26 protein-coding genes are annotated in these 25,796 nt (G+C 40.4%); 16 read left to right on the forward strand and 10 right to left on the reverse strand.

The genetic code is table 11. The features are described 5' to 3' along the window. Positions 1-72: 72 nt before the first annotated feature. The 7 genes from BLS28_RS03065 (at position 73) to BLS28_RS03095 (ending at position 7,239) form a co-directional block, all read left to right on the forward strand. Positions 73-1,329, forward strand: a complete 1,257-nt coding sequence (locus tag BLS28_RS03065; protein ID WP_091162810.1) for a putative DNA modification/repair radical SAM protein — start codon at positions 73-75, stop codon at positions 1,327-1,329. A 1-nt stretch (position 1,330) separates the two neighbouring features. Then, on the forward strand, positions 1,331-2,089 hold the full coding sequence (locus BLS28_RS03070) for a TIGR03915 family putative DNA repair protein (RefSeq protein WP_091162811.1): 759 nt from the start codon (positions 1,331-1,333) through the stop codon (positions 2,087-2,089). Between the two features lie 652 nt (positions 2,090-2,741). Continuing rightward, entirely contained in the window at positions 2,742-4,082 is a 1,341-nt protein-coding gene (locus tag BLS28_RS03075) for a PhoH family protein (RefSeq protein ID WP_090526023.1), read from the forward strand. 177 nt (positions 4,083-4,259) lie between these two features. Next, positions 4,260-4,919, forward strand: coding sequence for an MBL fold metallo-hydrolase (locus tag BLS28_RS03080; protein ID WP_091162812.1), 660 nt, complete (start codon positions 4,260-4,262; stop codon positions 4,917-4,919). 416 nt (positions 4,920-5,335) lie between these two features. Next, entirely contained in the window at positions 5,336-5,968 is a 633-nt protein-coding gene (locus BLS28_RS03085) for an HAD family hydrolase (protein WP_091162813.1), read from the forward strand. An 11-nt stretch (positions 5,969-5,979) separates the two neighbouring features. Next, positions 5,980-6,774 (forward strand): DUF6438 domain-containing protein, encoded by a 795-nt coding sequence (locus BLS28_RS03090; protein ID WP_091162814.1) that lies wholly within the window; start codon positions 5,980-5,982, stop codon positions 6,772-6,774. A gap of 75 nt (positions 6,775-6,849) precedes the next feature. Next, on the forward strand, positions 6,850-7,239 hold the full coding sequence (locus BLS28_RS03095; protein ID WP_091162815.1) for a hypothetical protein: 390 nt from the start codon (positions 6,850-6,852) through the stop codon (positions 7,237-7,239). A 25-nt stretch (positions 7,240-7,264) separates the two neighbouring features. Here BLS28_RS03095 and BLS28_RS03100 read toward each other — a convergent pair whose 3' ends face one another. The 4 genes from BLS28_RS03100 to BLS28_RS03115 all read right to left on the reverse strand — a co-directional run bounded on the left by BLS28_RS03100 (position 7,265) and on the right by BLS28_RS03115 (position 11,807). Beyond that, the gene (locus BLS28_RS03100) at positions 7,265-7,504 is read right to left on the reverse strand and encodes a hypothetical protein (protein ID WP_143020681.1); all 240 of its coding nucleotides are present in this window, start codon (positions 7,502-7,504) and stop codon (positions 7,265-7,267) included. A gap of 63 nt (positions 7,505-7,567) precedes the next feature. Next, on the reverse strand, positions 7,568-8,038 hold the full coding sequence (locus BLS28_RS03105; RefSeq protein ID WP_176844352.1) for a ferritin-like domain-containing protein: 471 nt from the start codon (positions 8,036-8,038) through the stop codon (positions 7,568-7,570). A 318-nt stretch (positions 8,039-8,356) separates the two neighbouring features. Continuing rightward, the gene (locus BLS28_RS03110; RefSeq protein WP_091162818.1) at positions 8,357-8,728 is read right to left on the reverse strand and encodes a response regulator; all 372 of its coding nucleotides are present in this window, start codon (positions 8,726-8,728) and stop codon (positions 8,357-8,359) included. Positions 8,729-8,792: 64 nt separating this feature from the next. After that, positions 8,793-11,807: a PAS domain S-box protein gene (locus tag BLS28_RS03115; protein WP_091162819.1), complete on the reverse strand. Its 3,015-nt coding sequence runs from the start codon at positions 11,805-11,807 to the stop codon at positions 8,793-8,795. A gap of 414 nt (positions 11,808-12,221) precedes the next feature. On the opposite strand from BLS28_RS03115, the gene kaiC reads away from it, so the two are divergent. From kaiC to BLS28_RS03140, 5 genes are all read left to right on the forward strand, one after another. Then, on the forward strand, positions 12,222-13,970 hold the full coding sequence (gene kaiC / locus BLS28_RS03120; RefSeq protein WP_091162820.1) for a circadian clock protein KaiC: 1,749 nt from the start codon (positions 12,222-12,224) through the stop codon (positions 13,968-13,970). Then, positions 13,970-14,266: a circadian clock KaiB family protein gene (locus BLS28_RS03125; RefSeq protein WP_091162821.1), complete on the forward strand. Its 297-nt coding sequence runs from the start codon at positions 13,970-13,972 to the stop codon at positions 14,264-14,266. The genes kaiC and BLS28_RS03125 overlap by 1 nt, the downstream gene beginning before the upstream one ends. A gap of 4 nt (positions 14,267-14,270) precedes the next feature. Next, positions 14,271-14,588, forward strand: coding sequence for a circadian clock KaiB family protein (locus BLS28_RS03130; RefSeq protein WP_091162822.1), 318 nt, complete (start codon positions 14,271-14,273; stop codon positions 14,586-14,588). Between the two features lie 2 nt (positions 14,589-14,590). Further along, positions 14,591-16,258, forward strand: coding sequence for a PAS domain-containing sensor histidine kinase (locus BLS28_RS03135; RefSeq protein ID WP_091162823.1), 1,668 nt, complete (start codon positions 14,591-14,593; stop codon positions 16,256-16,258). Positions 16,259-16,343: 85 nt separating this feature from the next. After that, positions 16,344-17,120, forward strand: a complete 777-nt coding sequence (locus BLS28_RS03140) for an enoyl-CoA hydratase/isomerase family protein (RefSeq protein ID WP_091162824.1) — start codon at positions 16,344-16,346, stop codon at positions 17,118-17,120. A gap of 97 nt (positions 17,121-17,217) precedes the next feature. Here BLS28_RS03140 and BLS28_RS03145 read toward each other — a convergent pair whose 3' ends face one another. Then, positions 17,218-17,421 (reverse strand): hypothetical protein, encoded by a 204-nt coding sequence (locus tag BLS28_RS03145; protein ID WP_091162825.1) that lies wholly within the window; start codon positions 17,419-17,421, stop codon positions 17,218-17,220. 291 nt (positions 17,422-17,712) lie between these two features. On the opposite strand from BLS28_RS03145, the gene BLS28_RS03150 reads away from it, so the two are divergent. Then, positions 17,713-19,350, forward strand: a complete 1,638-nt coding sequence (locus BLS28_RS03150) for a MutS-related protein (RefSeq protein ID WP_176844353.1) — start codon at positions 17,713-17,715, stop codon at positions 19,348-19,350. Positions 19,351-19,373: 23 nt separating this feature from the next. Here BLS28_RS03150 and BLS28_RS03155 read toward each other — a convergent pair whose 3' ends face one another. Further along, on the reverse strand, positions 19,374-19,661 hold the full coding sequence (locus BLS28_RS03155) for a chaperone modulator CbpM (protein ID WP_091162827.1): 288 nt from the start codon (positions 19,659-19,661) through the stop codon (positions 19,374-19,376). Between the two features lie 12 nt (positions 19,662-19,673). Next, positions 19,674-20,597: a DnaJ C-terminal domain-containing protein gene (locus BLS28_RS03160; RefSeq protein WP_091162828.1), complete on the reverse strand. Its 924-nt coding sequence runs from the start codon at positions 20,595-20,597 to the stop codon at positions 19,674-19,676. A gap of 173 nt (positions 20,598-20,770) precedes the next feature. Here BLS28_RS03160 and BLS28_RS03165 point away from each other — a divergent pair, with 173 nt between their 5' ends. Further along, on the forward strand, positions 20,771-21,283 hold the full coding sequence (locus tag BLS28_RS03165) for a GNAT family N-acetyltransferase (protein ID WP_091162829.1): 513 nt from the start codon (positions 20,771-20,773) through the stop codon (positions 21,281-21,283). A gap of 69 nt (positions 21,284-21,352) precedes the next feature. Here BLS28_RS03165 and BLS28_RS03170 read toward each other — a convergent pair whose 3' ends face one another. Then, positions 21,353-22,042, reverse strand: a complete 690-nt coding sequence (locus BLS28_RS03170; protein WP_091162830.1) for an HAD family hydrolase — start codon at positions 22,040-22,042, stop codon at positions 21,353-21,355. A gap of 205 nt (positions 22,043-22,247) precedes the next feature. Between BLS28_RS03170 and BLS28_RS03175 the strand changes: the two genes are divergently transcribed. After that, the gene (locus tag BLS28_RS03175) at positions 22,248-22,607 is read left to right on the forward strand and encodes a DUF1493 family protein (RefSeq protein ID WP_090526004.1); all 360 of its coding nucleotides are present in this window, start codon (positions 22,248-22,250) and stop codon (positions 22,605-22,607) included. 105 nt (positions 22,608-22,712) lie between these two features. Here the strand turns inward: BLS28_RS03175 and BLS28_RS03180 are convergent, their stop codons facing one another. Together BLS28_RS03180 and BLS28_RS03185 are read right to left on the reverse strand one after the other, a co-directional pair. Further along, entirely contained in the window at positions 22,713-22,934 is a 222-nt protein-coding gene (locus tag BLS28_RS03180) for a PspC domain-containing protein (RefSeq protein WP_022830549.1), read from the reverse strand. 4 nt (positions 22,935-22,938) lie between these two features. After that, on the reverse strand, positions 22,939-24,225 hold the full coding sequence (locus BLS28_RS03185) for a DUF2851 family protein (protein ID WP_091162831.1): 1,287 nt from the start codon (positions 24,223-24,225) through the stop codon (positions 22,939-22,941). A gap of 142 nt (positions 24,226-24,367) precedes the next feature. On the opposite strand from BLS28_RS03185, the gene BLS28_RS03190 reads away from it, so the two are divergent. Continuing rightward, positions 24,368-25,678: an MFS transporter gene (locus tag BLS28_RS03190; protein ID WP_091162832.1), complete on the forward strand. Its 1,311-nt coding sequence runs from the start codon at positions 24,368-24,370 to the stop codon at positions 25,676-25,678. The last annotated feature ends 118 nt before the right edge of the window (positions 25,679-25,796 follow it).

Raw genomic sequence — 25,796 nt, forward strand, 5'->3', positions numbered from 1 at the left:
AACAAAATGGCTTCCCTTTTATTTATCCCGCAATTTGGTTGATTGCTAAAAATATTAGTATTTTTGGTTGGTATGAATGTAGACAGGATAACGGAAAAGCTTAATATTTTGGCCGACGCGGCTAAATATGATGTTTCATGTGCATCGAGCGGAAGTAACAGGAAAAATAAGGACAAGGGTTTGGGAAATGCCAGTAACGGAATTTGCCATAGTTATACGGAAGATGGGCGTTGTGTTTCGTTATTGAAGATCCTGCTTACCAATCATTGTATTTTTGATTGCGCATATTGTGTGTCTCGGAAGAATAATGATATCAAACGGGCCGCGTTCACGGTACAGGAAGTAGTTGACCTTACCATTAACTTTTATCGCCGCAATTACATTGAAGGCTTGTTTTTAAGCTCTGGTATTTTTAAAAATGCTGATTATACCATGGAGCGATTAGTGCACGTAGCAAAAAAACTCCGAACTGAGCATAACTTTAACGGATACATCCACTTAAAATCCATTCCGGGTGCAAGTGCGGAGCTAATGCAGGAGGCCGGGTTATATGCCGACAGGCTCAGTGTGAATTTAGAAATGCCTACAGAAGCCGGATTGAAACTGCTTGCACCTGATAAAAACCGGCAGGACATGATTGACCCGATGCATTTTTTGAATCAGGAGATCATCCGAAACACAGAAGAGAAAAAGCTTTTCAAAAACGCCCCCATGTTTGCACCTGCAGGGCAAAGTACCCAGGTAATTGTTGGTGCCACACCCGAAAGCGATCAGCAGGTGCTGCAATCGGCTAATTATTTCTATAAAAATTTTAACTTAAAACGGGTATATTATTCGGGTTATGTACCTGTGCTGGCCGATAAGCGGCTTCCTGCCCTTAATACCGCGGTGCCGCTGGTGCGCGAAAATCGTCTTTATCAGGCCGACTGGCTCATGCGTTTTTATGGTTTCCATGTAAACGAGATCGTCAATAATCAAAACCCGTTACTTGATCTGGATATTGATCCCAAACTCAGTTGGGCAATCCGCAATATGCAGGCTTTTCCTATTGATATCAATAAGGCCGATTTGCAACTGATCCTCCGGGTGCCGGGTATCGGTTTGTTATCGGCACAAAAAATTTTGGCTGCACGTAAATTTGCCGGGCTGGGCTGGGAACAGCTAAAAAAAATAGGAGTGGCCATTAACCGGGCGCGATACTTTATTACCTGCAAAAGCAATGAATTTGAACGGCGCGATTTAACGGGGCAAAACATTAAGCAATTTATTATGGCCCAATCGCAAAGCAAGTACATTAAAAATACACAAACCCAACTTAACCTGTTTTAATATGAACACGCTGGTTTATGACGGAACGTTTGAGGGGCTGCTTACAGCTGTATTCGAGATTTACGAACGCAAACTGTATCCTGTAAAGTTATTGAAAGGGGAGTGGCGCAGCGGTGCGTTGTTTGAAGAGATAATTCCTATTGTTACTGACGAGGCGCGCGCCGGCCGGGTATTAAAGGGATTGCGGAAAAAACTTTCAGCTGCCGGGGTGCAGCGCCTTTACATTAGTCACATGGCCGAAATTGCCGGCGAAGACTGCAACGTGCTTGGTTTTATCCGTCATGTTTTTGACAGCGACCAAAATATTGAAGAAGATTATGGCAATAAATATGTAATGCGCCTGTCGGAAATTTTAAAAATGGTGCGGCGCGAAAAACACAGGATGGAAGCTTTTGTTAGGTTTCAAAAACTGAATGACGGAACTTTTTATGCTGCCATTGAGCCTGATTTTAATGTATTGCCATTGTTGATTAAGCATTTCAAAAGCCGCTATACCGATCAAAAATGGATGATCTATGATACTAAAAGAAATTATGGGCTGTACTACGATCTTCATGACACGCAATTCATCGAAATGAATTTTGATGAGTTAAGTAAACCGGTTAATGTAATTGCGGCTTATAGTGAGGACGAAGGTGTCTATCAAAACCTTTGGAAGAATTATTTTAATAGTATAAACATCGCTTCACGCAAAAATACCAGGCTTCATGTGCGTCATATTCCCAGGCGATATTGGCGGCATTTAACAGAGAAAATTTAACGTTTTTAAGATTTTGAGCATTTTTTCTTTTTCGATACAAATGGTTTTTCATGCATTTTGTTAATAAAGGTTGATGTTAATAATGTAGTCTGTATTTCAGTTAATTACCCTAATTTATACTTGAGAAGGACTGAAATTCAATGTTGATAAGTGTTGATTTGTTGTTAATAAACTGTTAATAAAAATAATCAAAAATATTTGCCAAATCACGGTAATGTCCCGATATTGTAATCATCAAGAACGACGTACTTTGACAGCCTTTCAGGAAAACAGAAATTGAATCGGGTGAACCTTCGGGGGAACTAAAGATCAAGGGAAGTCCCTGAGTTGCAAGAAAAAATGAAAAAGGCGAAAGTCTTTTGAAAAAAGAAAGCAATTAAAGGAGGTACCGGAATTAAGAAGAAGAACTCCACGGAGGGAAACAACAGAAACCGGTGACATTGAAAATAGTCGACCGCTCGTGAGAGCAACGGACGAAGATCATGTCGGTAAGAGATACACAAAACTTGATGCTGTTGGGCAACTACGGTTAAACAACAGTTTGGAAACGGGAGTTCAAATCGCAAGAGATGACTCCCGTTTTCGCTTTTACAGGTTTTTTGTTTGAGGAGAAATTTTTCTTCAAACCTTAAAATCGTTATTTTAGGCGGATATGAAGGACGGTCAGCGTAACCAGAAGAAAATATTTGTTTTAGATACTTCTGTGATCCTGTATGATCACAACGCATTTCAAAACTTTCAGGAGCACGATGTTGCCATACCCATCCAGGTATTGGAAGAGCTCGATAATAAAAAGAACGGTAATGATACCCGCAACTTTGAAGCCCGAAGCTTTATCCGGTTGATGGATGACCTGTCGCACAATGGACTGATCAACGAATGGATCCCGCTTAATGGTAAAACCAAAGGCAGCTTTAAAGTTGCCATGGATACTAAAACTACCGGCCAGGATGCCGAGCAGATTTTTGGTTCAGATAAAACTGATCACCGTATCCTCAACGCGGCCCTTGGCTTACAGGAAGAAAATCCTGGCAAAAAGGTAGTGTTGGTATCAAAAGATATTTGCCTTCGCCTCAAAGCCAAAGCCCTTAACCTGCATGCCGAAGATTATGAAACGGGCAAGATCAAAAACCTGGAGGAACTTTATACGGGTAAAACGGATGTAGATAAGGTGACGGAAAAACTGATCACCACTCTGAATAAAAATGAAAATTTACCGGCCGAAAATTTAAAGATAGGTTCGTATACCAACAATCACTTTTATGTATTAAAAGGAAAAAAAGGCGATACTGTAGGTTTTTACAATTCACAAACTAAGCAGCTTGAAAAAGTTACCGAGCAGCCTGTTTTAAATATTCACCCTCGTAATATCGAGCAGTCTTTTGCTATTCATGCGTTATTGCACCCGGATATAAAATTAGTAACTATACAAGGAAACGCCGGCACGGGTAAAACGCTATTAGCTTTGGCCAGCGCGCTCGAGCAACGTAAATATTATCGTCAAATCTTTGTTACCCGCCCTATTGTTCCTTTAAGCAATAAAGACATAGGCTTTTTGCCTGGCGATATTAAATCAAAGATTGATCCTTATATGGCCCCGATATGGGATAACCTAAAATTTATAAAGGATCAGTTCGGTGACGACGAAAAAATGCAGGCCAAAATTGATGAGTTAGTCAATAATGATAAAATCTCGATAGCTCCACTGGCTTTTATTCGCGGGCGCACGCTCAGTAAGATATTCTTTATTGTTGATGAAGCGCAAAACCTCACCCCGCACGAGGTGAAAACTATCATATCCAGGGCCGGAGAGAACAGCAAATTTGTATTTACAGGTGACATTTACCAGATAGATACCCCATATCTCGATGCCGAAAGTAACGGACTGTCGTATTTAATAGATAAAGCAAAAGGGCATCCGCTTTATGCTCACATCACCCTGCAAAAAGGGGAGAGGAGCGAACTGGCCAATTTGGCTACGGAGTTGTTGTAAAAATCAGCCTTACTTAGTTTTAAAACCTCGTAAGGCTTTACGCTTTTATATATAATTCGCTCCCTAAATTCCTGGAGTCCAAACACTGAGCGTGATATCCGCTTTTCAATCAGGATTAACTTTTTAAAACTTCATAAGTCTTTCCTGTGTATCTTTAGGAAATAAACCTACGCGCTTATGAAAATATCAAAATACCTTCATTCATGCCTGCTTTTTGAATTAGACGGTTATCAGCTCTTGTTTGACCCCGGAAAGTTTTCATTTGCCGAAGGTTTGGTTACACCGCAATTGTTTGTTGATGTAAGAACTATTGTGATCACCCATATCCACCCCGATCATTTCGATATAGATATCTTAAAAATTATTGTAGAGTTAAGCGGCGCAGTAGTTGTCACTAATTCGCAGGTAGGAAGGGAATTAGATAAGATCAATTTAAAATATATAATTCTTGAAGAAGGCACCCATCGGGCCGGGCCATTTAAACTCCAGGCTTTCCCGGTGAGGCACGAACTTATCATGGATAATCCACTACCGCAAATGACCGGCTTCCTAATCAATAACAAAGTATTGCACCCCGTTGATTCGATGGAAGAGAAGCTTTTGAATTTTAAAGGTATCGAGTTGCTGATCATGGTTTCGATGGCTCCATTTGCCAATGAACCAACAATTTCGGCCTTTGCCGATGAGCTGCATCCTAAGCAAATTTTGCCTGTGCACGACGGGTTTGCTAAAGATTTTTTCATACTTCAGCGTTATGCCGCGTACAAAAAACATTTTGACAATCAAGGAATCAAGTTTCATGAAATTTATAAAGTAGGGGATGGGATAAGTCTTTAATAAGAAGCCTTAAGTTCCAAGAACTGTTTAAATGTGGTTGTTTTTAATTTTAGAGACGCATAATTGCGTCTCCCGCATGCAATTTACGGTGGTAAGATGGCCTGCAAAAGCGATTGTCCTACCGGAGACGCAATTATGCGTCTCTACCTGAAAAAATCTTGAATCGTTTTTAAACAGCTTCTAAGTGGGAAGTCTTAGCGAGATAACCATAACTGAGAACCTGAGACCATAAAAATATAACCCTGTATAAAAAGAAACCCCCGCCGAGAGGCGGGGGTTCTTTGCGGGCTCAGCCTCCTGCTAAGCCGACCCGCGTTAACCTTATCACAATGCTAAGGTGAGGATTAATAATGAAGAAAACATGAACATTAATTGCCGTTAATTTTTCATCTTAGCGAAAAACATACTTTTAGCTAATGCAGAAACCCGATAGCCTCATTTTTGATATGGACGGAACCCTTTGGGATGCCGTTGACACCTACGCCGAATCATGGAACCTGATATTTCAAAAGCTTGACATTCAAAGGACTATTAAACGAGATGAACTGCTGCACGTGATAGGTATGGATGGTAAAAAACTTACCCGGGTAATGCTGCCCGAATTTGATGAGGAAAAGGGGATGGAGATCTACAATGCTGTAAACCAGGTAAGACGCGAAATATTGCCAACCAGCGGTGGTATTATGTACGGTGGGGTTACAGAGGGTTTAAAACAATTGGCAAGCAAATACAAACTTTTTGTTTTAAGCAATTGCGCGGTAGGTATCATACCGCTGTTTTTAACGTGGGCAGGCATTAATGAGGTTATTACAGATAGCATGGCTTATGGCACCAACCAGATGCCTAAAAACCATAATATGCATCTGCTCATGAATAAACACAATTTGCAGAACCCGATTTACATAGGCGATACTAATGGCGATGCTGAACAAACGCGCCTTGCCGGTATACCATTTGTGTTTGTTAGTTACGGTTTTGGCAATACCGATGACTATGATAATAAGTTTGACGATTTTGAATCCCTTACCCAATATTATTTGAGTTTGTAAGTTTAGTTTACATGAAAAGCGTATCACTGCTTATCTTATTTCTCACTGTCCTGTGCGGCCCGGTAATGGGCCAGCATGCTACTGTTGAATCAGAACAGTGGATAACCGAAGATCTCGGTTATCTTTATTTTAATAGCGGCAAGGTTTATTTTAATTTGGATGGATATAAGAAACACGAAAACAAATACCAAATAGAGCATGATACGCTTAAAATAATTGATACATATACTACCAGTGCAGATAATTTTAAACAACAGCATATTGACGTTTTTAAGTTTATCATCAATTATTTCGATGGCAAGAAATTAACTATTAAAGCTGTTAATGATAATGCTGTAAAATTAGCCGGTCGCCCTCCCTTGCAGTTTAAAAACTATAAATCCAGTTTTGATAATGGGATCAAATTTTCAAAACTTCGTTTCCTATCCTCAACCTGTTATGGCAATTGCCCTCAATTACTGATTAATATTTGGGCAGATGGTACGTATCGTTTAAAAGGGGGCGAATTTGCTGACCCCTACAAAGGTGATTATGCCGGAAAGCTTACCAGGCTACAGCTCGATAGCCTGAACTATTGGCTAAAACGGAGTGAATTAAAAAAGATGTACGATTGGAAACAGGGTAGCCAGGTTACAGATGCACCTAATTATTACCTGGATATCGATTTTGAAAACAATAAGGACAAACTTACGCTAACTACAAATGATCCACCTTTTAACCTAACTGGTTTGGTTACCTTTTTAGTGGAGTCTTTTAAAAAAGTAAACCTCACGAAAATTAAAGAAGGAGAGAAGCCGGCAAACTAAACAGGCCATTGTCATGATATAAATGTTTGCTTACCTGCTAAGTTTTTGTAGCTTAGTTAGCAAATAAAATCTCCGATGAAAACAAAAACCAAGGTTATTATCACCCTTATATTACTACTGATTATAGTAGGCTTTTTTTACTATCGATATTATTTTGTTTTTGGCGAGGGAACTAAAGCCGGTACCATGAACTATTTTGTAAAGAAAGGTTACGTATTTAAAACTTATGAAGGTAGGTTAATTCAAAGCGGAATCCGTACGCAGGTAACAGGGGGTACAATTGGCTCAAATGAATTTATGTTTTCTGTAACCGATGAAAAAGTGGCAAAAAAACTGAGCAGTAACGCAGGCTCATTTTTAGAACTTCACTATAAAGAATACCTGCATACGCTGCCATGGCGGGGAGTAAGCGTTTTTGTGGTTGATAGCGTAGTTTCGGCCAAACCACTTGCGCCTGGTATGTAATAAAATACATTAAACTACAACCTGCTTAAGCGTTGACCAGGTTGTAGTTTAACTCGCCGTTTTGTTTGGTGATCTTTACCAATCCCCGGTCAAAAAGATAATTAAGTACTTCAATCGTGTTTTTCTCGTGTGTAAAAGTATTTACCGCAGGTTCGTATTCCTTTAGCTTCAATGCAATATCAGCTACTGTGGCTTGCTTTAATTGCGAAAGCGTATAAATCACCTTATCCTGTGTGCAGGTAACCTTAGCGAATTGATCAGGCATGCCGCATGCCGAAAAAAATGATTGATTTGAATTGCTCATCTGCTCAATATAACAAAATTATGATCAGGCATTAACCGCATCTCTTAACGATTTAATGGTGTCATGCGTTTTTTTTAAACCTTCTAAATGGTTATTAAGCATGGTTACAACCTGCTCATCTTCCCATATCAGCTCCTTATCGTCAAGCGCGGCGCGATAAGCTTTTTTTGCTACATCCTCGCCATATTCGCAATCCGAAAGTATCGAGTGACTGTCTTTACTGACAAAAACCGATTTTACATCCATCCAGGCGTGATAAAATTTCCCCGCAAGGGTAGTACCGTCTGTAGGATCTCCTCCTAATACATGAATGTAATCGCGTATTTCACTAACGTAGTTTTTGCTTTGATCAATATATTCATTAAAAAGTAAATTCAATCCGACTTCATCTGTTGCTTCGGTAGCTTTGTGATATCCGGTTATCCTGTCGTTATTTATTTTGATCAGATCGTTCAGTGCTGAGATCTGATGTTGTACGTGCTGTAAAATTCCCATGGCGTTGTTGTTTTGTTTTAATAAATAACATACCATATGGGTTAATGTTTTTATATTTTAGTTAGGTGTTGACCAGTGAAATGACCAGTTTAACTACATGCCATAAATGCAACTGGCTGAATCGGCAGCCGGATAAAACAGACATCGCCGGGGGCATTCCGGGGGGCGTAATAGCATTTAGCATGTCACGTTTATATTAATTTAAAGGGATAACTTAAGCAACTGGAAGAACCGGCGGCCGGGTGAGACGGCCGCTATAAGGTTCTTTCCGAAGAGGGGGTAATTGTTATTTAGTTGATTGATGTTGCTTGTCTATTATTAAGTTTTTTGAACAAAATGGGCCACTTTTTTTAGTAACTCATTCATGTCAAAAGGCTTGGCCAAAAAGTCGTCGGCGCCGGCCATCATTGCAGAATCACGTATATCGCGACTTGCCGATATCATGATAACAGGTATATCTTTGGTTAGCTCGTCTTGTTTTAGCTTCTTGCAGATATCCCGACCGTCTTCGCCGCTCATCCAGATATCTAACAGTAGCAAGTCGGGGAGTTCGTCTTTCATATCAAGCACTGTTGTACCATCTACGGTTGATGTTACCTCGTAGCCTTCAAATTCAAGCAGCATTTCCATAGCATCAACAATGCCCGGGTCATCATCTGCAATCATGATTTTCTTGTTCTTTGTATTCATTTTAGGCGTAAAGGCTTGGTTAAACCCTCTGAAATTAGCTGTGATAAATTTACCTTATTGTGAACTATCCAACAGGTGAATAACTGTTGGTATCGTCTACAGGTAATGCAAAGCAAAAAGTAGACCCTTTGCCTTCAATGCTGTTTACCCACATTCTGCCGCCTTCTCGCTTAATAATTTCTGATGAGATGTATAATCCTAACCCCAAACCGGGGAATGTATGCTGCTTGTTCCCACTTACGCGGTAAAATTGCTCAAACACCCGGTCCTTCTTGTCTTCGGGTATCCCGATGCCAAAATCCTGTACACAAACAATCACCTCATTGTTTTCGCGGCGAGTGTTGATGATGATGGTATCGGTATGAGGCGAATATTTGATAGCATTCGTAATGAGGTTGGTAATAACCTGGCTTACCCGATCTTTGTCTGAATAGATACGGCCTGTTGGTGTAAAGTTTTGGATAAGTTTATGTTTTTGTGTAGTGTGCTGCAGGTCTTCAACAGTTTCCTGTAGGGTTTCATTAAAATCGAACCATATTTTATTGAACTGTAGCCTGCCCGAGTTAATCTTGGTAACATCAAGGAGATCGCCTATGAGGTTTGTAAGACGGTTAATCTGGGCATCCATCCTAAGCACCATTTCGGCCTTTTTTTGTTCGCCTTCTTTGGTAAGCATAGCACCCAATACCTGGGCATATGCTTTTATGCTCGTAACCGGGGTTTTTAATTCGTGACTTGCGATACCTAAAAAATCATCTTTTTGTCGTTGTAATTGTTTTTGCTCATCAATGTCTGTATTGGTACCAAACCATTTAATGATTTTTCCGTCAATTATGAAAGGTAAAGCCCTGGACAAATGCCACTTGTAATTTTGATCTTTGTCTTTTAATCTAAATTCACATTGGTAAACATTACCCGTGTTCACTGCATAATTCCAAGCCTCAACACAAGCATCCCTATCATCGGGATGAATAGCATTGAGCCAGGATGCTGCTATTTCATTTGCCTGGGCACCAAAATAATCTACAGCACGTTGATTAAAGTAGTCGACCTGGCCATCCGTGCGGGCCGTCCAAAGTTGCACCGGCATAAAACCAGTAACAAACTCAAACTGCCTGATCTGGTTATTCAATTCCCTGTTACGTAATTTCACTTCGCTTTCGGCAAGTGTTTTATCGGTGACATCGGTACAGGCACCTATGTACCCGGTAAATTCCCCCTGCTCATTATATTGCGGATTGCCGGTGGCTATACACCATCTTATTTCACCATCCCGGCGTGTGATCCTAAAATCAACTTCATAGAACCGGCGGGCATTTAAATCGGCTAAGAACTTTTCACCGGCCCTGGTTCTGTCTTCTTCTAAAAGTGCGTTGATCCACCCTGCGCCCATATTATCCTCATATTTAATACCAGTCCAATCAACCCAGGTTTGATTTACGTAAGTAATATTACCTTGAGCATCGGCCATCCAAAGTACTGTTGGCGATGCATTAGTGATGTTTTTAAGCAATCTTTCACTATCAGTAAGGGCTTTTTTATCGGCAATTTCCCTTCGCAGATCCCTTGCAATTGAAGCCCTGCCCTGTGGCAAGCCGGTTACAGCGTCATAAACCAGCATGGTGGTGCCGTACACAGGTATGGCTTCGCCGGTTTGGAAATGACGGTAAAGTACTTCACCGCTCCATTTACCATGCTTCATTAAAATTGGATTTACTTTGTCCCTCAGCTTATCAAGCTCATCAGGCATTAAATATTCGCTGTTGTGCCTCCTGTGCTCGTTGGCGCCTTTGATACCCAACATTTTTCGCCCGGCGGTATTTACGTAAGTTACATTACCATCAAGGTTGGATAGGCTTACAAAATCTGAGGTATGGTTAATAAGCGACAATAATTTATACTGTTCATTTCTTGCCGCTTTTTCAGGGCGCAGGTCTCGGGCTACGGATGCCATACCAATAGGCAAGCCATTTAACGGATCATCGATTCTGAAACAGTTAACGTAAACCGGAATATTTTCTCCTGTCTTAAAATGCCGGTAGTGCATTTCACCTTCCCACTTACCATACTGCTGTACCGCGGGGTTTATCTCATTATTTACTTTGTCTGCTTCATGATCTGCAAAATATTCAACGCCGGGTTTTAAAGCTTCTTTTGTACTCCCAATACCTAATATAGTGTAGGCTGTTTTATTGATATAGGTTACAGAACCATCCATGCTGCCTACTGCAACCACGTCGGCTGTTTTATCAATCAGTGCAATCAGTTTTTGTTGTTCTTGTTTATCTAATATTTCGCGGGTTATATCCTGTACGGTACCTGCAAAGCGGATAGGCTCATGATTATCGTTAAAGTAAGCCCTACCTTTCAGGTGGATCCAATATTTCAGGTGCCCTGTGTCATCAACGGTGCGGACGATTATATCATAATTTCCATTGCTTACAGGATCATAAGCCTGCATTACTGCTGTTCGCAAGCGTTGCTCATCTTCCGGGTGGACAAATTTCAACAGATCATCATACTTTATCTCATCATCTTTTCGAAAACCGCAGAGCTCTTTACAGCGGTCGTCCCATGTTGCGGTTTGTAATCTGGGGTTTAAATCCCAGGTTCCCAGTTCGGCAGCTTGCAGGGCAAATTGAGCACGTTGTTCACTTTCAACCAGCTTTTTACGGGTGTTAACCAGTTCGGTAACATCTGTAGCTGTATTCAACACGCCCCAAACTTTACCATCGTCGTTATGTAACGGTTTAAAAATAAAGTTGAAGTAAAATTCTTCAAGCTTATCGTTAACCATAAGATCAACCCTTTGCTCTTTCCACTTATAAGCCGTACCGTTATCGTATACATTTGATAATATTGCATGAAAGCCCGGCTCTTCGAATTCGGGCAGCAGGTCAAAGTAATTATGCCCAATAACATCATCTCCCTTTCCCCATATATCTGTCATGGCCTTATTGGCAATCCTGATCTCCATTGTTTTGCCAACATATAATGCTATAGGGGTAGGAGATTCCCTGAACAGAATACGGAAAATATCTTCGTTTAATTGTTGATGAAGGCCGGCGTTGTTATTCATTATATAAATAATATGTATAAATATAGGCTATAATAATTAAGATCAAAATCTCAATTCATACATCATAATATTTCAATTAGTGAGTATGCCTGTTATATTAATATAGCTGCAATTATTGATAAAAACGGGTTACAGAAGCGTATACCTTGTATTTTCTAAACAGTATACCTGTATAAATGTTTAAATTCTGTTTTTAGAGAATTTGATGGTATGAGATTTTAAAGGTTTGTAAAATCAGGAGAATTATTTGTATTAATAGTACGGTAATTTTACCATGTTTTTTGTTTTTTTTACTCCATAAAATCAATTATATCAAAACAATTTCATAGGTATTACTATTACCATACCAATAAAACAAAATCCTGTATACTTGATGGTTGTGGTATGCGGGTAGTTAAACAGATTGGATTTATTATGACCAAATTGCATAAAAAACAGCAGCTTATAACGTTTGAGCAATTGCCCAAAACTCCTACCGGTATTACCGGTTTAGATGAAATAACGGGCGGTGGTTTACCTAATGGAAGACCAACGCTGATATGTGGTGAAGCGGGTTGCGGTAAAACACTTATGTCGCTTGAGTTTATCGTGAGGGGTGCTACCGAATTTAACGAGCCCGGTGTATTTATGGCTTTTGAAGAAAAGGCAGATGAATTGGCTTCGAACGTAGCATCGCTGGGCTTTGATTTAATTAAACTCCAGGATGATAAAAAATTAAGACTTGATCATGTGCATATAGACCGAAGCGAGATTGAGGAGACAGGCGAATATGACCTGGAAGGTTTGTTTATTCGCTTAGGCTTTGCTATTGACAGCATCGGGGCAAAAAGAGTAGTACTGGATACTCTTGAAAATCTTTTTTCGGGTTTATCAAACCAAATTATATTGAGGGCCGAGCTTAGAAGACTTTTTACTTTTTTAAAGGAAAAAGGTGTAACTGCTATAATAACCGGCGAAAAAGGTGACGGCTCTTCATTAACACGGCAGGGGCTTGAAGAATATGTTTCAGATTGTGTGATCCTGCTTGATCACAGGGTTATAAATCAGATCTCAACCCGTCGTTTGCGCGTGGTAAAATATCGCGGTACACAGCATGGTACCAACGAATATCCATTTTTAATTGATGAAGATGGCATTTCTGTACTTCCGGTAACATCTTTAAGATTGGAAAAAGAAGTGTCATCCGAAAGAATTTCATCAGGGATACCCTCTCTTGACAGCATGTTTGGAGGCAAGGGTTTTTTTCAGGGCAGCAGTATCCTCGTTTCGGGCACGGCCGGTACCGGTAAAACAAGTATTGCGGCCAGCTTTGCCAATGAAGTTTGCGGCAACAAAAAGAGGTGCCTTTATTTTGCTTTCGAGGAGGCGCCTAAGCAGATCCTTCGCAACATGAAATCAATCAATCTCGACCTGCAAAAACACATCGACAATGGCTTGCTCGAGTTTCATGCCTCGCGTCCTACGCTTTACGGTATTGAAATGCACCTCGTCGCTATTTACAAGATCATTAAAAGATTTAAGCCCGCAGCGGTGATCCTCGACCCGATTACAAACCTCATTACGGTGGGTTCGGTAAGTGAAGTAAAATCGATGCTGATAAGGCTGATAGATTTTTTACAGGACGAACAGATCACGGTTATGTTTACTGCTCTCAGTTTAAATACGGTGGTAAGTGAACAAACCGACGAAGGTGTATCATCATTAGTTGACACCTGGCTGCTTGTAAGAGATATCGAATCGAACGGAGAGCGTAACAGGGGGTTATACATCATGAAGTCGCGCGGTATGAGCCATTCAAACCAGGTACGCGAGTTTACAATTACCGATAAGGGGCTGAGCCTGGTTGACGTTTATCTTGGCCCCGATGGAGTGCTCACAGGATCGGCAAGGGAAGCACAAAAATTAAGGGAAAAAACAGGCGTGGCACTAAGGGAGTTTGCTATAACTCGTAAAGATAAAGAGATATTGCGCCGGCGTATGATGCTTGAATCAAAAATTGCAAGCTTGCAGGCCGAATTTGAGTCGACAGAGGAGGAATTGAACAAAATATACCTGGAAGAAGAGTTGAAACAGGATATTATAGAAAGAAACCGGCAAGAGATAACCGACATTCGCCGGGGAAATGCGGATACGCTTAAAAGTAAATCAAAAAGAAAAAAATAATGGAACTGGATGAAGTTATAAAATATGAGTTAAGGCTGTATATAGCGGGCAAAACTGCTAAATCAGTTACCGCGCTCACCAACCTTAAAAAATATTGTGAAGAACATTTGAAAGGTCAGTATGTTATTGAAGTAATTGACTTGCTGCAGCAGCCTCAACTGGCCGAAGGGGATCAAATATTTGCAATCCCCACGTTGGTAAGAAAAGTACCTGAACCGATTCGCAAAATAATAGGCGACTTGAGCAACGAGGAAAAAGTTTTGGTTGGATTGAATATAATACCAGTAAGTAAATAGTTAGATGACCGAGCAAAACCAATTGCCTTTAGATCAAGGAGAAAACCAGTTTTTTCGATTGCGTTTATTTGTAATTGGAGCATCGCCCAATTCTGTCAGGGCAATAGCCAACTTAAAAATTATTTGTGAGCGGTACCTTAAGCCTAATTACGAGCTCGAGATAATTGATGTTTACCAGCAACCGCTCATCGCACGGGAAGAACAGATCATAGCATTGCCTTTACTTATTAAAAAATCTCCCGGCGTTGAACGCAAGCTTATCGGAGATATGTCAAATACAGACAAAGTTTTAAAAGGGCTGGGAATATTTACAGAAAGCTAATTATGGAGCCGGACAAACTTACATATGAGCAGTTGCTTGCGGAAAACAATAAGCTTCGATATCAATTAGAAGAAGCTACCGACGTCATTTCTGCTATTCGTAATGGCCAGGTTGATGCCTTTATAGTTAAAGATGATGAAGGCCACCAGCTTTATACGTTGAAAACGGCCGACCAAACCTACCGCGTTTTTATTGAAAAAATGAACGAAGGAGCGGTTACGTTGAATGGCGACGGTACTATATTATATAGCAATTCGAGTTTTGCGGCTATGGTTAATGAACCGTTAGAAAAAGTGATCGGGCTGGATTTTAACGCTTTTGTTGCCGAAGTTTCGGTGGAAAAATATAAGCAGATAATTAGGGATGGCTGGAATGCCGATTGTAAGGGCGAGGTTTTGTTATCAAATCGGGATGGTAAACTGACTCCCTGTTTATTATCATCTACCACACTTGATCTTGATGAAGGAACGGCATTGAGTTTGATCCTGACCGATTTGACTGCTCAAAAGGAAACCGAATGGGAGCTGAAAATTAAAAATGATCAGCTTGAAGAAGCTCAGAATATTGCCGAGAGGCTGAATAATGATCTGGAAGATACTGTGAGGGAGCGTACCAATGATTTGCTTATCAGTAGGGAACATTTTAAGTTGCTGGCTAATAACATTACTCAAATGACCTGGACGAATTTGCCCGGTGGCGAAGTCGATTTTTATAATCAGCGCTGGTTTGATTATACGGGCAGGCGATATGGTGAAACAGCAGGCTGGGGCTGGCAACAGATCGTACACCCAGATGATCTGCAAAAAACAATGAGTGCTTACCTCGAATCTTTGCAAAGCGGGAGTGTTTATGAACTTGAAAACAGATACCTCCGCTGGGATAATACTTATCGCTGGCACCTTAACCGCGCAGTGCCGTTAAGAGATGATAATGGAGAAATTCTTTTTTGGGTAGGGACCGCAACAGATATCGAAGAACAGAAAAAGCAGCTTGATTTAAAGGATGAGTTTATTGGTGTGGCCAGCCATGAACTTAAAACACCTTTAACCAGCCTGAAAGGTTATTTACAGCTTATTTTGGCTTATAAAAAGGAGGAAGTTCCCTCAATAGTAAAACAATATATTGAAAAGGCCGGCACTGCTTTAAATAAGCTTCAGCGTTTGGTTAACGATTTGCTTGATGTAAGTAAAATTCATGCGGGAGGGCTTGAATATGCCAGGGCGAAAATAAATCTTCGCGACCTGGTAGCGTCAACTTTAGAAAACGCTATCCACCTATACCCTGAATTTAATTTTATCAATAAATCGGAAACTGATTTTTTTATAGATGGAAATGCCGGGCGACTGGAACAGGTACTGATAAATTTCATTAACAATTCTGTAAAATACTCAACCGAAAATAAAAATATCATTATTGAAACCGGTAATATAAACGGAAAGGTACGTGTATCAGTAACGGACTTTGGCATCGGATTGTCGGCCGCGCAGATCGAGCATATTTTTGAGCGGTTTTATCGTGTTGAGGATAAAAAATTTATGACGAGCGGCCTTGGTATGGGGCTTTATATCTCAGCTGAGATCATTAATAATCATAGCGGCGATATAGGGGTCGAAAGTGAGCTTGGTGCAGGCGCTACCTTTTATTTTGAGTTGCCCTTGCTTGAAAAGTAAGCATTGTTTATTTCGGTTCAAAATTGCAGTTGACATAAATACTTCTGATATTGGTTGGAAAACCACCTGATATAAAACATAAAATATGTCTGCCGAAAACGAAAATATATCCGTTACATATGAGCCTGACGGTGTAACCACCATTTGTTTTTATCATCCGGCACAAAACTCCCTGCCCTCGGCGCTATTAAAACAACTTGCCGATGCGATATTCAGTGCCGGTAATAACCCGGAAACAAAAGTCATTGTTTTAAAGAGCGCGGGAGATCGTACTTTTTGCGCGGGTGCAAGCTTTGACGAGCTGTTGCAAATTAAGGATAGGGAAACCGGCGCGTTATTTTTTGAAGGGTTTTCCAATGTGATTAGTGCCTGCCGCAAATGCCCCAAAATAATAATTGCGAGGGTACAGGGGAAAGCAGTTGGAGGAGGGGTTGGCCTTGCCGCCGCTGCCGATTATTGCCTGGCCAGCGAGGCGGCATCAATAAAGTTAAGCGAGCTTGCTATAGGTATTGGCCCCTTTGTGATAGCCCCCGCTGTGATCCGTAAAATAGGGTTATCAGCATTTTCCCAGGTCACTATCAGGGCTTCAGATTTTCAAACTGCCCAATGGGCAAAGCAAAACGGCTTGTATAATGAGGTTTATGAAGATACTCCAAGCCTTGATGCGGCTGTATATGAGCTTACTCGAAAATTAGCTTTATATAACCCGGCAGCACTTACCGGATTAAAACAGGTACTTTGGGAAGGCACTGCTGATTGGGATGATTTGCTTAAACAACGTGCGGCTATAAGCGGTGAATTGGTTTTATCGGAATTTACGCAACGGGCATTACATTCTTTTTTTAAGGATAAATCCAAGTAACATTTGAGTAATAAACTGCCTGTATTTTAACACAACCCTTGATACTTCTCATTTTTAATGGGGCTAATTTTGTGTATATCTAAATAGTATTGGTTAATTATATGACCGTTTTATACTGGCATAGTTGCTTATTGTAAGAAAGCCCCCGGAAATCCGGAGGCTTTTTGTTTTTACCAGTGCCTGCAGTAACGATGAACACGATAATGCCTTTGATAGTATACCGGCGCGTCATAATATCCTGTTGCGTAATAGCGTGGACGACCATAATAGACAGGCTGGTCATAGTAGACGTCCCTGCCATAGTAAACAGGTGTTCCGTAATATCCGCTTGTGTAAACTACCCTATGATAAGGACGGCCAAAATGTGCGCTTATACTTATACTTTGAGCTTTTGCAAATTGAAATGAAAACATCATCACAAAAGCTATTATTGAAAATCGCATAAATTTCATGGTCATAAATTTTAGTTAATACCTGAATTGTAATACATAATTATGACTGGCGATGGATAAGTTGGTTTAATTAAATTTTTATATTTTTAGATATGTATTACTTTGTTTTTTCTGCGATAGTTGTCTTTATCGTAATTGGAGTGCTTTATATTAAGTCGTATTATGATAAATTACGCTGGACAAAAAAGCAGCTGATAAAAATTCAGGAGAAGTGGGGCAAACCGATTAACGCCCGCCGAAACTTTGACTTAATAAAGATTTACCTGGATTCGGAAGACAGTAAAAACAAGCTTTCGGCTCAAACAGCCGACGATCTTGACCTGATAAGTGTTTTCAATTATATCGACAGAACAAACAGTAACCCTGGTAAACAATACTTGTTTAATTTATTACATTGCCCTACAACCGAGCTTGATGTTTTGCATGACCTCGACAATGATATTGAGGATCTTAACATGGATATACCCGGCCGCGAATTGCTTGAAGTGGAATTGTCAAAACTTAACCACCCCGATGCTTACTTTATAGCCGATCTTTTTCTCAGGGCACATGAACCGGTATTTGCATCGGTAATTAATTTTTATATAAAGGTTTCACCTTTTCTGATCCTGGCTGCGTTATTATCGCTGATTGTTATTCCTAACATTTTCAGCTTTATCTTTTTGCTATTGTTGTTTGCGTACAACATTGTTATTTACTTCAGCAACCGCAAGGCTATTTCAGGATATACCAAATCGTTACCGCAATTGCTGGTTATGTATAAAGTTGCAATGGCGTTAGCTAAAAGCGGGAAATTTGGTCAGGTACACGACGTAAAGTGTTCCCTTTCCAGCCTAAGAGGTTTAAAACGAGCGCTTAAGTTTGTAAACATAGAAAGCGGCTTCGTGAATGGTAAAAGTGATATTGCTTACGCAGCCTTCCATTTGTTTAAACTGCTTTTTGTGATTGAGCCCAATACTTATACATCATCATTAAAACAAGTCAGTAAATACCGCGAGGATATTAAAGAAGTGTATAAATTTATTGGCAGGGCCGATACGCTGATAGCTATACAATCAATACGTGACGGTATGCCTTTTTATTCAAAACCCGCGTTTATGGGTGTTGATGGCAAAATAGAGATTACCGAACTTTTTCACCCATTGGTAGCTAATTGTGTAACTAATTCCCTTTATACAACTAATGCAGACAGGGGGGCATTGATCACAGGGTCAAACATGTCTGGCAAAACTACATTTATTAAAGCGCTGGCATTAAATACGCTGCTATCGCAAACTATATTTACAAGTTGTGCAAAGGCCTACAAGGCTCCTTTTCTCAAAATACAAACCAGCATCAAAACCAGCGATAACATTGATGAACACAAGAGTTATTTTCAGGCACAGGCCTTAGCTATTTTAGATATCATTGATAACAGTTCTCAGAAAGAGGATATAAAAAGCATGGTGATCATTGATGAGATTTTCAGAGGTACCAATACCATCGAACGTATAGCCGCAGCAAAGTCTGTGCTTTCGTACATTACCGCTAACCAAAATTTTGTTTTTGTATCAACCCACGACCTTGAGCTGGCCCAGCTGCTCGACGAGGATTTTGTTGTATATTCCTTTTCAGAATCAAAAGACGGGCGCATCCTGGTATTTGACTATATCCTGAAGCAGGGCCTGCTTGAAAACACTAACGGAATCGCCATACTCAAATCCATGGGATATCCAGAACGTGTTATCGATGAAGCCAATATTGTAAGCGAGCGAATGATGAATAAATATTTGGTTTAAGCATTCCTAAAAAGAAAGCTTTCTTATTCATATAAGCTCAACCTGTTTTTTAAATACCGCATATCTTCCTGTAATTTTTCAACCCGGTTAAGCAGGTGAGAGATAGCTTCAATGCCGGCTACGTTAATATCCAATTCGTACAAGCTCACCAGTTTTTCCAGCTTTTGAAGCTCAGTTTGAGGGATGAAGACAGTTTCATTAATGATGGTTACTTCAACCAGTCCCGCTTCATGTAAAGATGTAATGAACGTGTATTCAACATTATGATATACACAAAAATCGTTTGCTGCTATTAATTCTGCTGTTTTCATAATGTTTTAAATTTAGGCTGAGGATTTTGCCAGTTCTTCAAATAATTGTTTCTGCTTTTCGGTGAGGTTGGTAGGGGTTTGAATATCATAGGTCAGGTACAGATCGCCAAATTCATTTTCTTTTTTGTAAACGGGCATACCTTTGCCTTTGAGCTTTACTTTAATGCCATTTTGAGTTTCAGGTTTTACTTTCACTTTAACTTTGCCGTTTAATGTATCGGCAGTTATTTCGCCACCTAAAACTGCAGTGTACAGGTCAAGTTTCAACGTGGTGTACAAATTGTTACCATCACGCTTGAAATTTGCATCAGGTGCAACACTAAACTGAATATACAGATCTCCGGCGGGGCCGCCGTTTACACCCGGGGCGCCATGCCCGGCTATTTTGATAGTTTGTCCGTTTTCAATACCTGCGGGTATGGTTATCCGGATATTTTTGCCATTGACAGTCAACGTTTGCTTATGTGTTTCAAGAACGTCTCGAAGGTTTAAACTTAACGAGGCATTATAGTCCTGCCCGCGATATTTTGCCTGCCTGCCGCTACGCGCGCCTCCTGCGCCGCCAAACATCGATTGAAAGAAATCTGAAAACTCGTCACTTCCAAACCCTTCGGCACTGCCAAATCCTTCGGCTCCGGTAAAGCCGCCATAACCACCAAAACCTCCTTGTGCACCGGCTTGTTGGCGCGCTTGTTGTTCGTATGCTTCGCCGTGCTGCCAGTTCTCGCCATATTTATCGTATTTCTTTCGCTTTTCCGGGTCACTTAATACTTCATTTGCTTCGTTTAGCTGCTGGAATTTTTTGTGGGCATCTTCGTCATTAGGGTTAAGATCGGGGTGATATTTGCGGGCCAGTTTACGGTAAGCATTTTTAATATCCTTTTCGGATGCATTTTTGTCGAGCTCTAATACTTTGTAATAATCTATAAAAGCCATGGCGGGATTTAATATAAACAGATGTGTTATTAACTACTAAATATACAGCTTGGTTTTAAAACTTATGGCTTTTTTAATGTCATTTGATATAAGTGCGCGGACTTTAAAATTATGGGTTATAGCTTTTATTTAAAATTCGCAAATACTACCTTTGGCATCCTTAAATTAATCATATGCCTGTAATAACCCAAGCTACCCTTACCGACGTACCCGAACTTAATGTTTTAGTAAACAGCGCTTACCGTGGTGAAAGCTCAAAACGGGGTTGGACAACTGAGGCCGACTTAATTGGCGGCTCCCGCATTGATGAACAAACTCTGACGGGGTATATGAATGATGAAAATATCATCATTTTAAAGCATACTGATGAGGAGGGCAATATTACAGGTACTGTTTATCTTGAAGTCAGAACTCCAAAGTTGTATGTTGGCATGTTTAGTGTATCGCCATTATTGCAGAATAAAGGAGTGGGCCGCGCACTGATAGAAGAAGCTGAAGTTTACGCGCGTAAGTATAACTGCAATACTTTAACTATGACAGTAATTAGCATCCGCTCCGAACTGATAAGCTGGTATGAGCGCCGCGGCTACAAACCAACCGGCGAAATTCAGCCTTTTCATGCACATGGCCGTTTTGGGGATGCCAAACAGCATATTGAGCTGATTGTAATGGAGAAGAGCGTTTAAGTCCTAAGTTTTAAGTTCTAAGTCTTGAGTCAAAAGTTAAATTGGTATAATCGACTTAGGACTCAAGACTTAGAACTTCACAAATTCCAATACTTCACTGATCTTATGCACATGTTTGAAGTTTTTGTGTGTTAAAACGGTTTCTACATGTTCGTGCGCCCATGTTGTATGATAGGGTACGTGAACAGCATGCCCGCCAATGTTGATCACGGGCATTACATCTGATTTTAAGGAATTGCCGATCATCATAAACTCATCGGGATTGATGTCAAGGTGTTTGATCAGCTTGATATAATCATCCTCCTTTTTATCACTCATAATTTCGATATGGTGAAAGTAATGTGCCAGCCCTGATTTTTTGAGCTTCCGCTCCTGGTCAAGCAGATCGCCTTTGGTGGCTACCACCAGCCTGTAATGATCTTTTAATGAGGATAAAACATGTTCTACCTCGTTCAGTAACTCTATCGGTTGATTAAGCATATCCTTACCATATTGTAATATGGTTTCCACTACATCAACGCTAATATTTTTTTCAGAAATGCTCAATGCTGCCTCTATCATGCTGAGGATATAGCCTTTTATCCCGTAGCCATAAAGTGGGAGGTTATCAACCTCAACTTTAAAAAGCTCTTTGGAAATGGTGTGCTGTGGCGAAAAATTTTCGAGCAGGCTGCAAAACCTTTCTTCGGTAGCTTGAAAGTAAGGTTCATTTACCCAAAGGGTGTCGTCGGCATCAAAGGCAATTACTTTTAGGTTCATTTGAAGTATCTGGTTTACCTGGTGCAATAATAATACATCGGGTTGATTTTAGTAGCATAAAGCTCCATTGTACAGCAATAAATATTTAACATTTATGAACTATCAGGTTCAATTTAAACGATTTAAAAATAAAGTAAATTTGTATGCAACCTTATTTCAAAAGCTACGTCTCATAACTTAAATGGTCAAATTAACATTCGTTTAAATGGAAGAGATACTGCCACCCTTAAAAGAATTTATAGTTGATTATTGCAACAGGTATAAGATACATAAGGTTGATCCGCATAGCCTGAACCTCGATACTAGTATTGATCTTGATCTGGATATTTTTGACATTGAGATAGACCTTTTTCTTGCCGATTTTGCCGAACAGTTCAATATAGATCCATCTAAATTCAGTTGGTATAAATATGGCTATCCCAAAGGCTCAACCCGGGTAAAAGTTATTAAACTGATGTTTGGCTACAATACTACATGGGTTAAACAACTGGCCCAATATTGCTATACTCCCAAATTTAAGGTGCGCAACTTACAAGATGCTGTAAAAACTGGCAAATTGGTTTAATGTAAGATGTGCTTTCACTAATCAAAATCGGTGAAATCAGGAAATAGTCGGTGAGATCTCCTAATATAAATCAGCGAAATCAACGTAATCAGAAACGATCAGCGGTTAAAGATCAGTAACCCCGGTATGCTTGCGTTTAATGAAGTTGCGGATATCCAACACAATACCTGCAAAAAAATAAAATATAAGCGGGAAGCCTACCGCCAGGAATGAGGAGTAGATAAAGAAAAGCCTGATCTTGGAGATCGAGATATTAAAGCGTTCGCCAAGGTAGGTGCATACACCAAAAGAGTACCGTTCAAAAAAAGTAAGTATCCGCTGTAGCATGGTGTCAAGCCAGTTTTAGTATCTTATTACCAACGCCGCATTGCAGGCATTTCTTATAGTTGCAGTAATTATTTTTTAACTCAAGCAATGCCTGTGATTCAAACGCAGTTTCAATTTTCACTCCTAAGTTAACAAAATCAGCAATAATATTGTTTTTTTCGGCCGGTAAATTTTCTAACAATTTAAGACTACGGCTAATATAATATTGCTGCTGATGCTGCTTGCCGTAACTAAACAGGAACAAGGCCACTGCATTGAGCAGCAAAATATCAACAGAACCATCGCCCATATTTTTCGATGACGGCTTGGATTGTACATCAAACCGGTAATGGTCCTCCCAGTAATCGTTTACTTTGATCTCTGTAAATAAACTACGCAGTGCTTTTACCTCTTTAATCTCTAATATTTTAGATAACAGGTGGTTTGACTGTACGATAAGTGCGGCAAATTGCGCCAGCCTGATGGTTGGAAAGTTTTGGGGCCTTAGCCGCATAAACTTCCACAGGTGGCTTTCTATAGGTTTAAGGTTGTATTTTTTACGCAGATATTCATACTCCTTTTGAAGTTTGAGGGGATAATCATCTTTAAATTCACCCTCTAAAAAGCCTGCCTGCCCAAATATCAAAGCTTCAATTTGCATCGGGCTGTTTTTGTTTTTGGCGAGGATAAGCTGAGGCAGCGATTTAGCCATCAGCTCAAACGGCAGGGCGTTTACTTTAAAACCAAAGTTTGCCGCTAAAAACTGGTAAAAAGTTTCCTCCCAATCGCCTTTATTAAGTGCCAGAGCCGCTGCCACATTTGCCGATCGTTTTTCCATCCGCTCAACCAGCACGCGGGTAAGCCAGTTTTGCATGGTGAGGGCATCCACTGTAGCGATGCCGTTTTCGCAGGGTATAAAACTCTGGTTACCGAAAACCAGTTTATGATATTTGTTGTAAAGCGCTTCACTAATACGGCTTTGCAGTTCAAGCGTTGGAACTTTGCGCCCATTTGGTAAAAACAACTGCGCATCGTTACGATAAACTACATGTAATATCACATTATCATAAGCGCCATCATTAGTATGGCCATGCTTTTGCCAGTCGGACGCGGAAAGATGCACTTCTACATTACCTGCCCAAACAGTCTCGCCAATACGGATCCCCGCATTATGAAAATCTGGACCTGAATCTGAATTGTGCAGCCCGGCCGAAAAGATTTCCAGTTCCTCTCCATCTACAGTTTGAAGGTTTTCGCGCTCAAAAAGCCTGAATTTCCAGATGTAATGCAAAAAATCTTCGGTGAAAAGCATGGTTGTGGTTTGGCTGAATGGTTGATAGCGTTATTGTGTGAATAAGTTTTTATTAAAGCAAATATGCCGGTTATTATATTGGTATTGCGCCTCTATTTTAAAACTCCTAATATTACGGAAACCAACAATATCTGCCAAACCTATGAATGGAATAAAATCACCAATACCCCAAACCACGGGCGGACGCATCAAGTCCATCATCGGCGGATCGCTGGGAAATTTGGTTGAATGGTATGACTGGTATGCTTACACTGCCTTTTCCCTTTATTTTTCAGATGCTTTTTTTCCTTCAGATAATCAAACCGTACAGCTTTTAAACACAGCCGGTATTTTTGCCATCGGCTTTTTAATGCGCCCTATAGGCGGTTGGGTAATGGGGACCTTTGCGGATAAGCGCGGCCGTAAAACTGCGCTTACATTTTCTGTATTGCTTATGAGCGTTGGTTCATTGATCATTGCTATAACACCTGGCTACAAAACCATCGGTGTTGCTGCGCCTATACTGCTGGTGTTGGCCCGCATTATCCAGGGCCTGAGCGTAGGAGGGGAGTATGGAACCAGCGCCACTTACCTGAGTGAAATGGCTACAAAAAAGCACCGTGGTTTTTACTCAAGCTTTCAATATGTAACGCTCATTATGGGGCAATTACTGGCATTGGGTGTTTTGGTTTTGCTGCAAAGAGCGTTTTTATCTGAAAAACAATTGCATGACTGGGGTTGGCGCATTCCATTTGGAATCGGGGCAATACTGGCTGTCACCACTATGTATTTAAGGCGAAGCTTACAGGAATCAGCATCGTTTGATAAAGAAAGTAAAAAAGCTGATGCCTTGAATGGCACTATAAAAGCTTTAACAGAGCATCCTAATGCTGTTTTTACGGTAATTGGATTAACCATTGGCGGCACACTGGCGTTTTACACCTTTACCACCTATATGCAAAAGTTTTTGGTTAATACGTCCGGCTTCAGTAAGAGCGCCGCTACGCTCATCTCAACCTTAACATTAGCTGTATTTATGGTGATACAACCTTTATTTGGCTTACTGTCGGATAAAGTTGGCCGGAAGCCATTACTAATTGGTTTCGGCATATTGGGTACGCTTTGTACAATTCCTATCATGACATTGCTAAGCCATACTAAAGATGTATGGGTTGCATTCGCGCTGATCCTTTGCGCGCTGGTCATTGTAAGCGGCTATACCTCAATCAATGCTGTTGTTAAGGCCGAACTTTTTCCGGCCAATGTGCGCGCCCTGGGCGTAGGTTTTCCTTATGCAATAGCCGTATCCCTGTTTGGCGGCACTGCCGAATATATTGCCCTGTGGTTCAAAAATGAACATCATGCGCAATGGTTTTATTGGTATGTAACTGTTTGTATCGGGCTATCGTTGGTTTTATATATCACCATGAATGATACCCGCAAACATTCAAAAATGGAAGATGAGCAGATTTGAAAATGTGCAGATTACAAATGATATGTAATGTTTGCGTTAGGTGAATATTAAGTTACTTGTAAATCTATTAAAGTGACTTAATGTTCAGGAAATGTATTTCATCCACATAAATAAAAAG

The sequence above is a fragment of the Mucilaginibacter gossypii genome (genome assembly GCF_900100945.1).
In the GTDB taxonomy this organism is placed as follows: domain Bacteria; phylum Bacteroidota; class Bacteroidia; order Sphingobacteriales; family Sphingobacteriaceae; genus Mucilaginibacter; species Mucilaginibacter gossypii.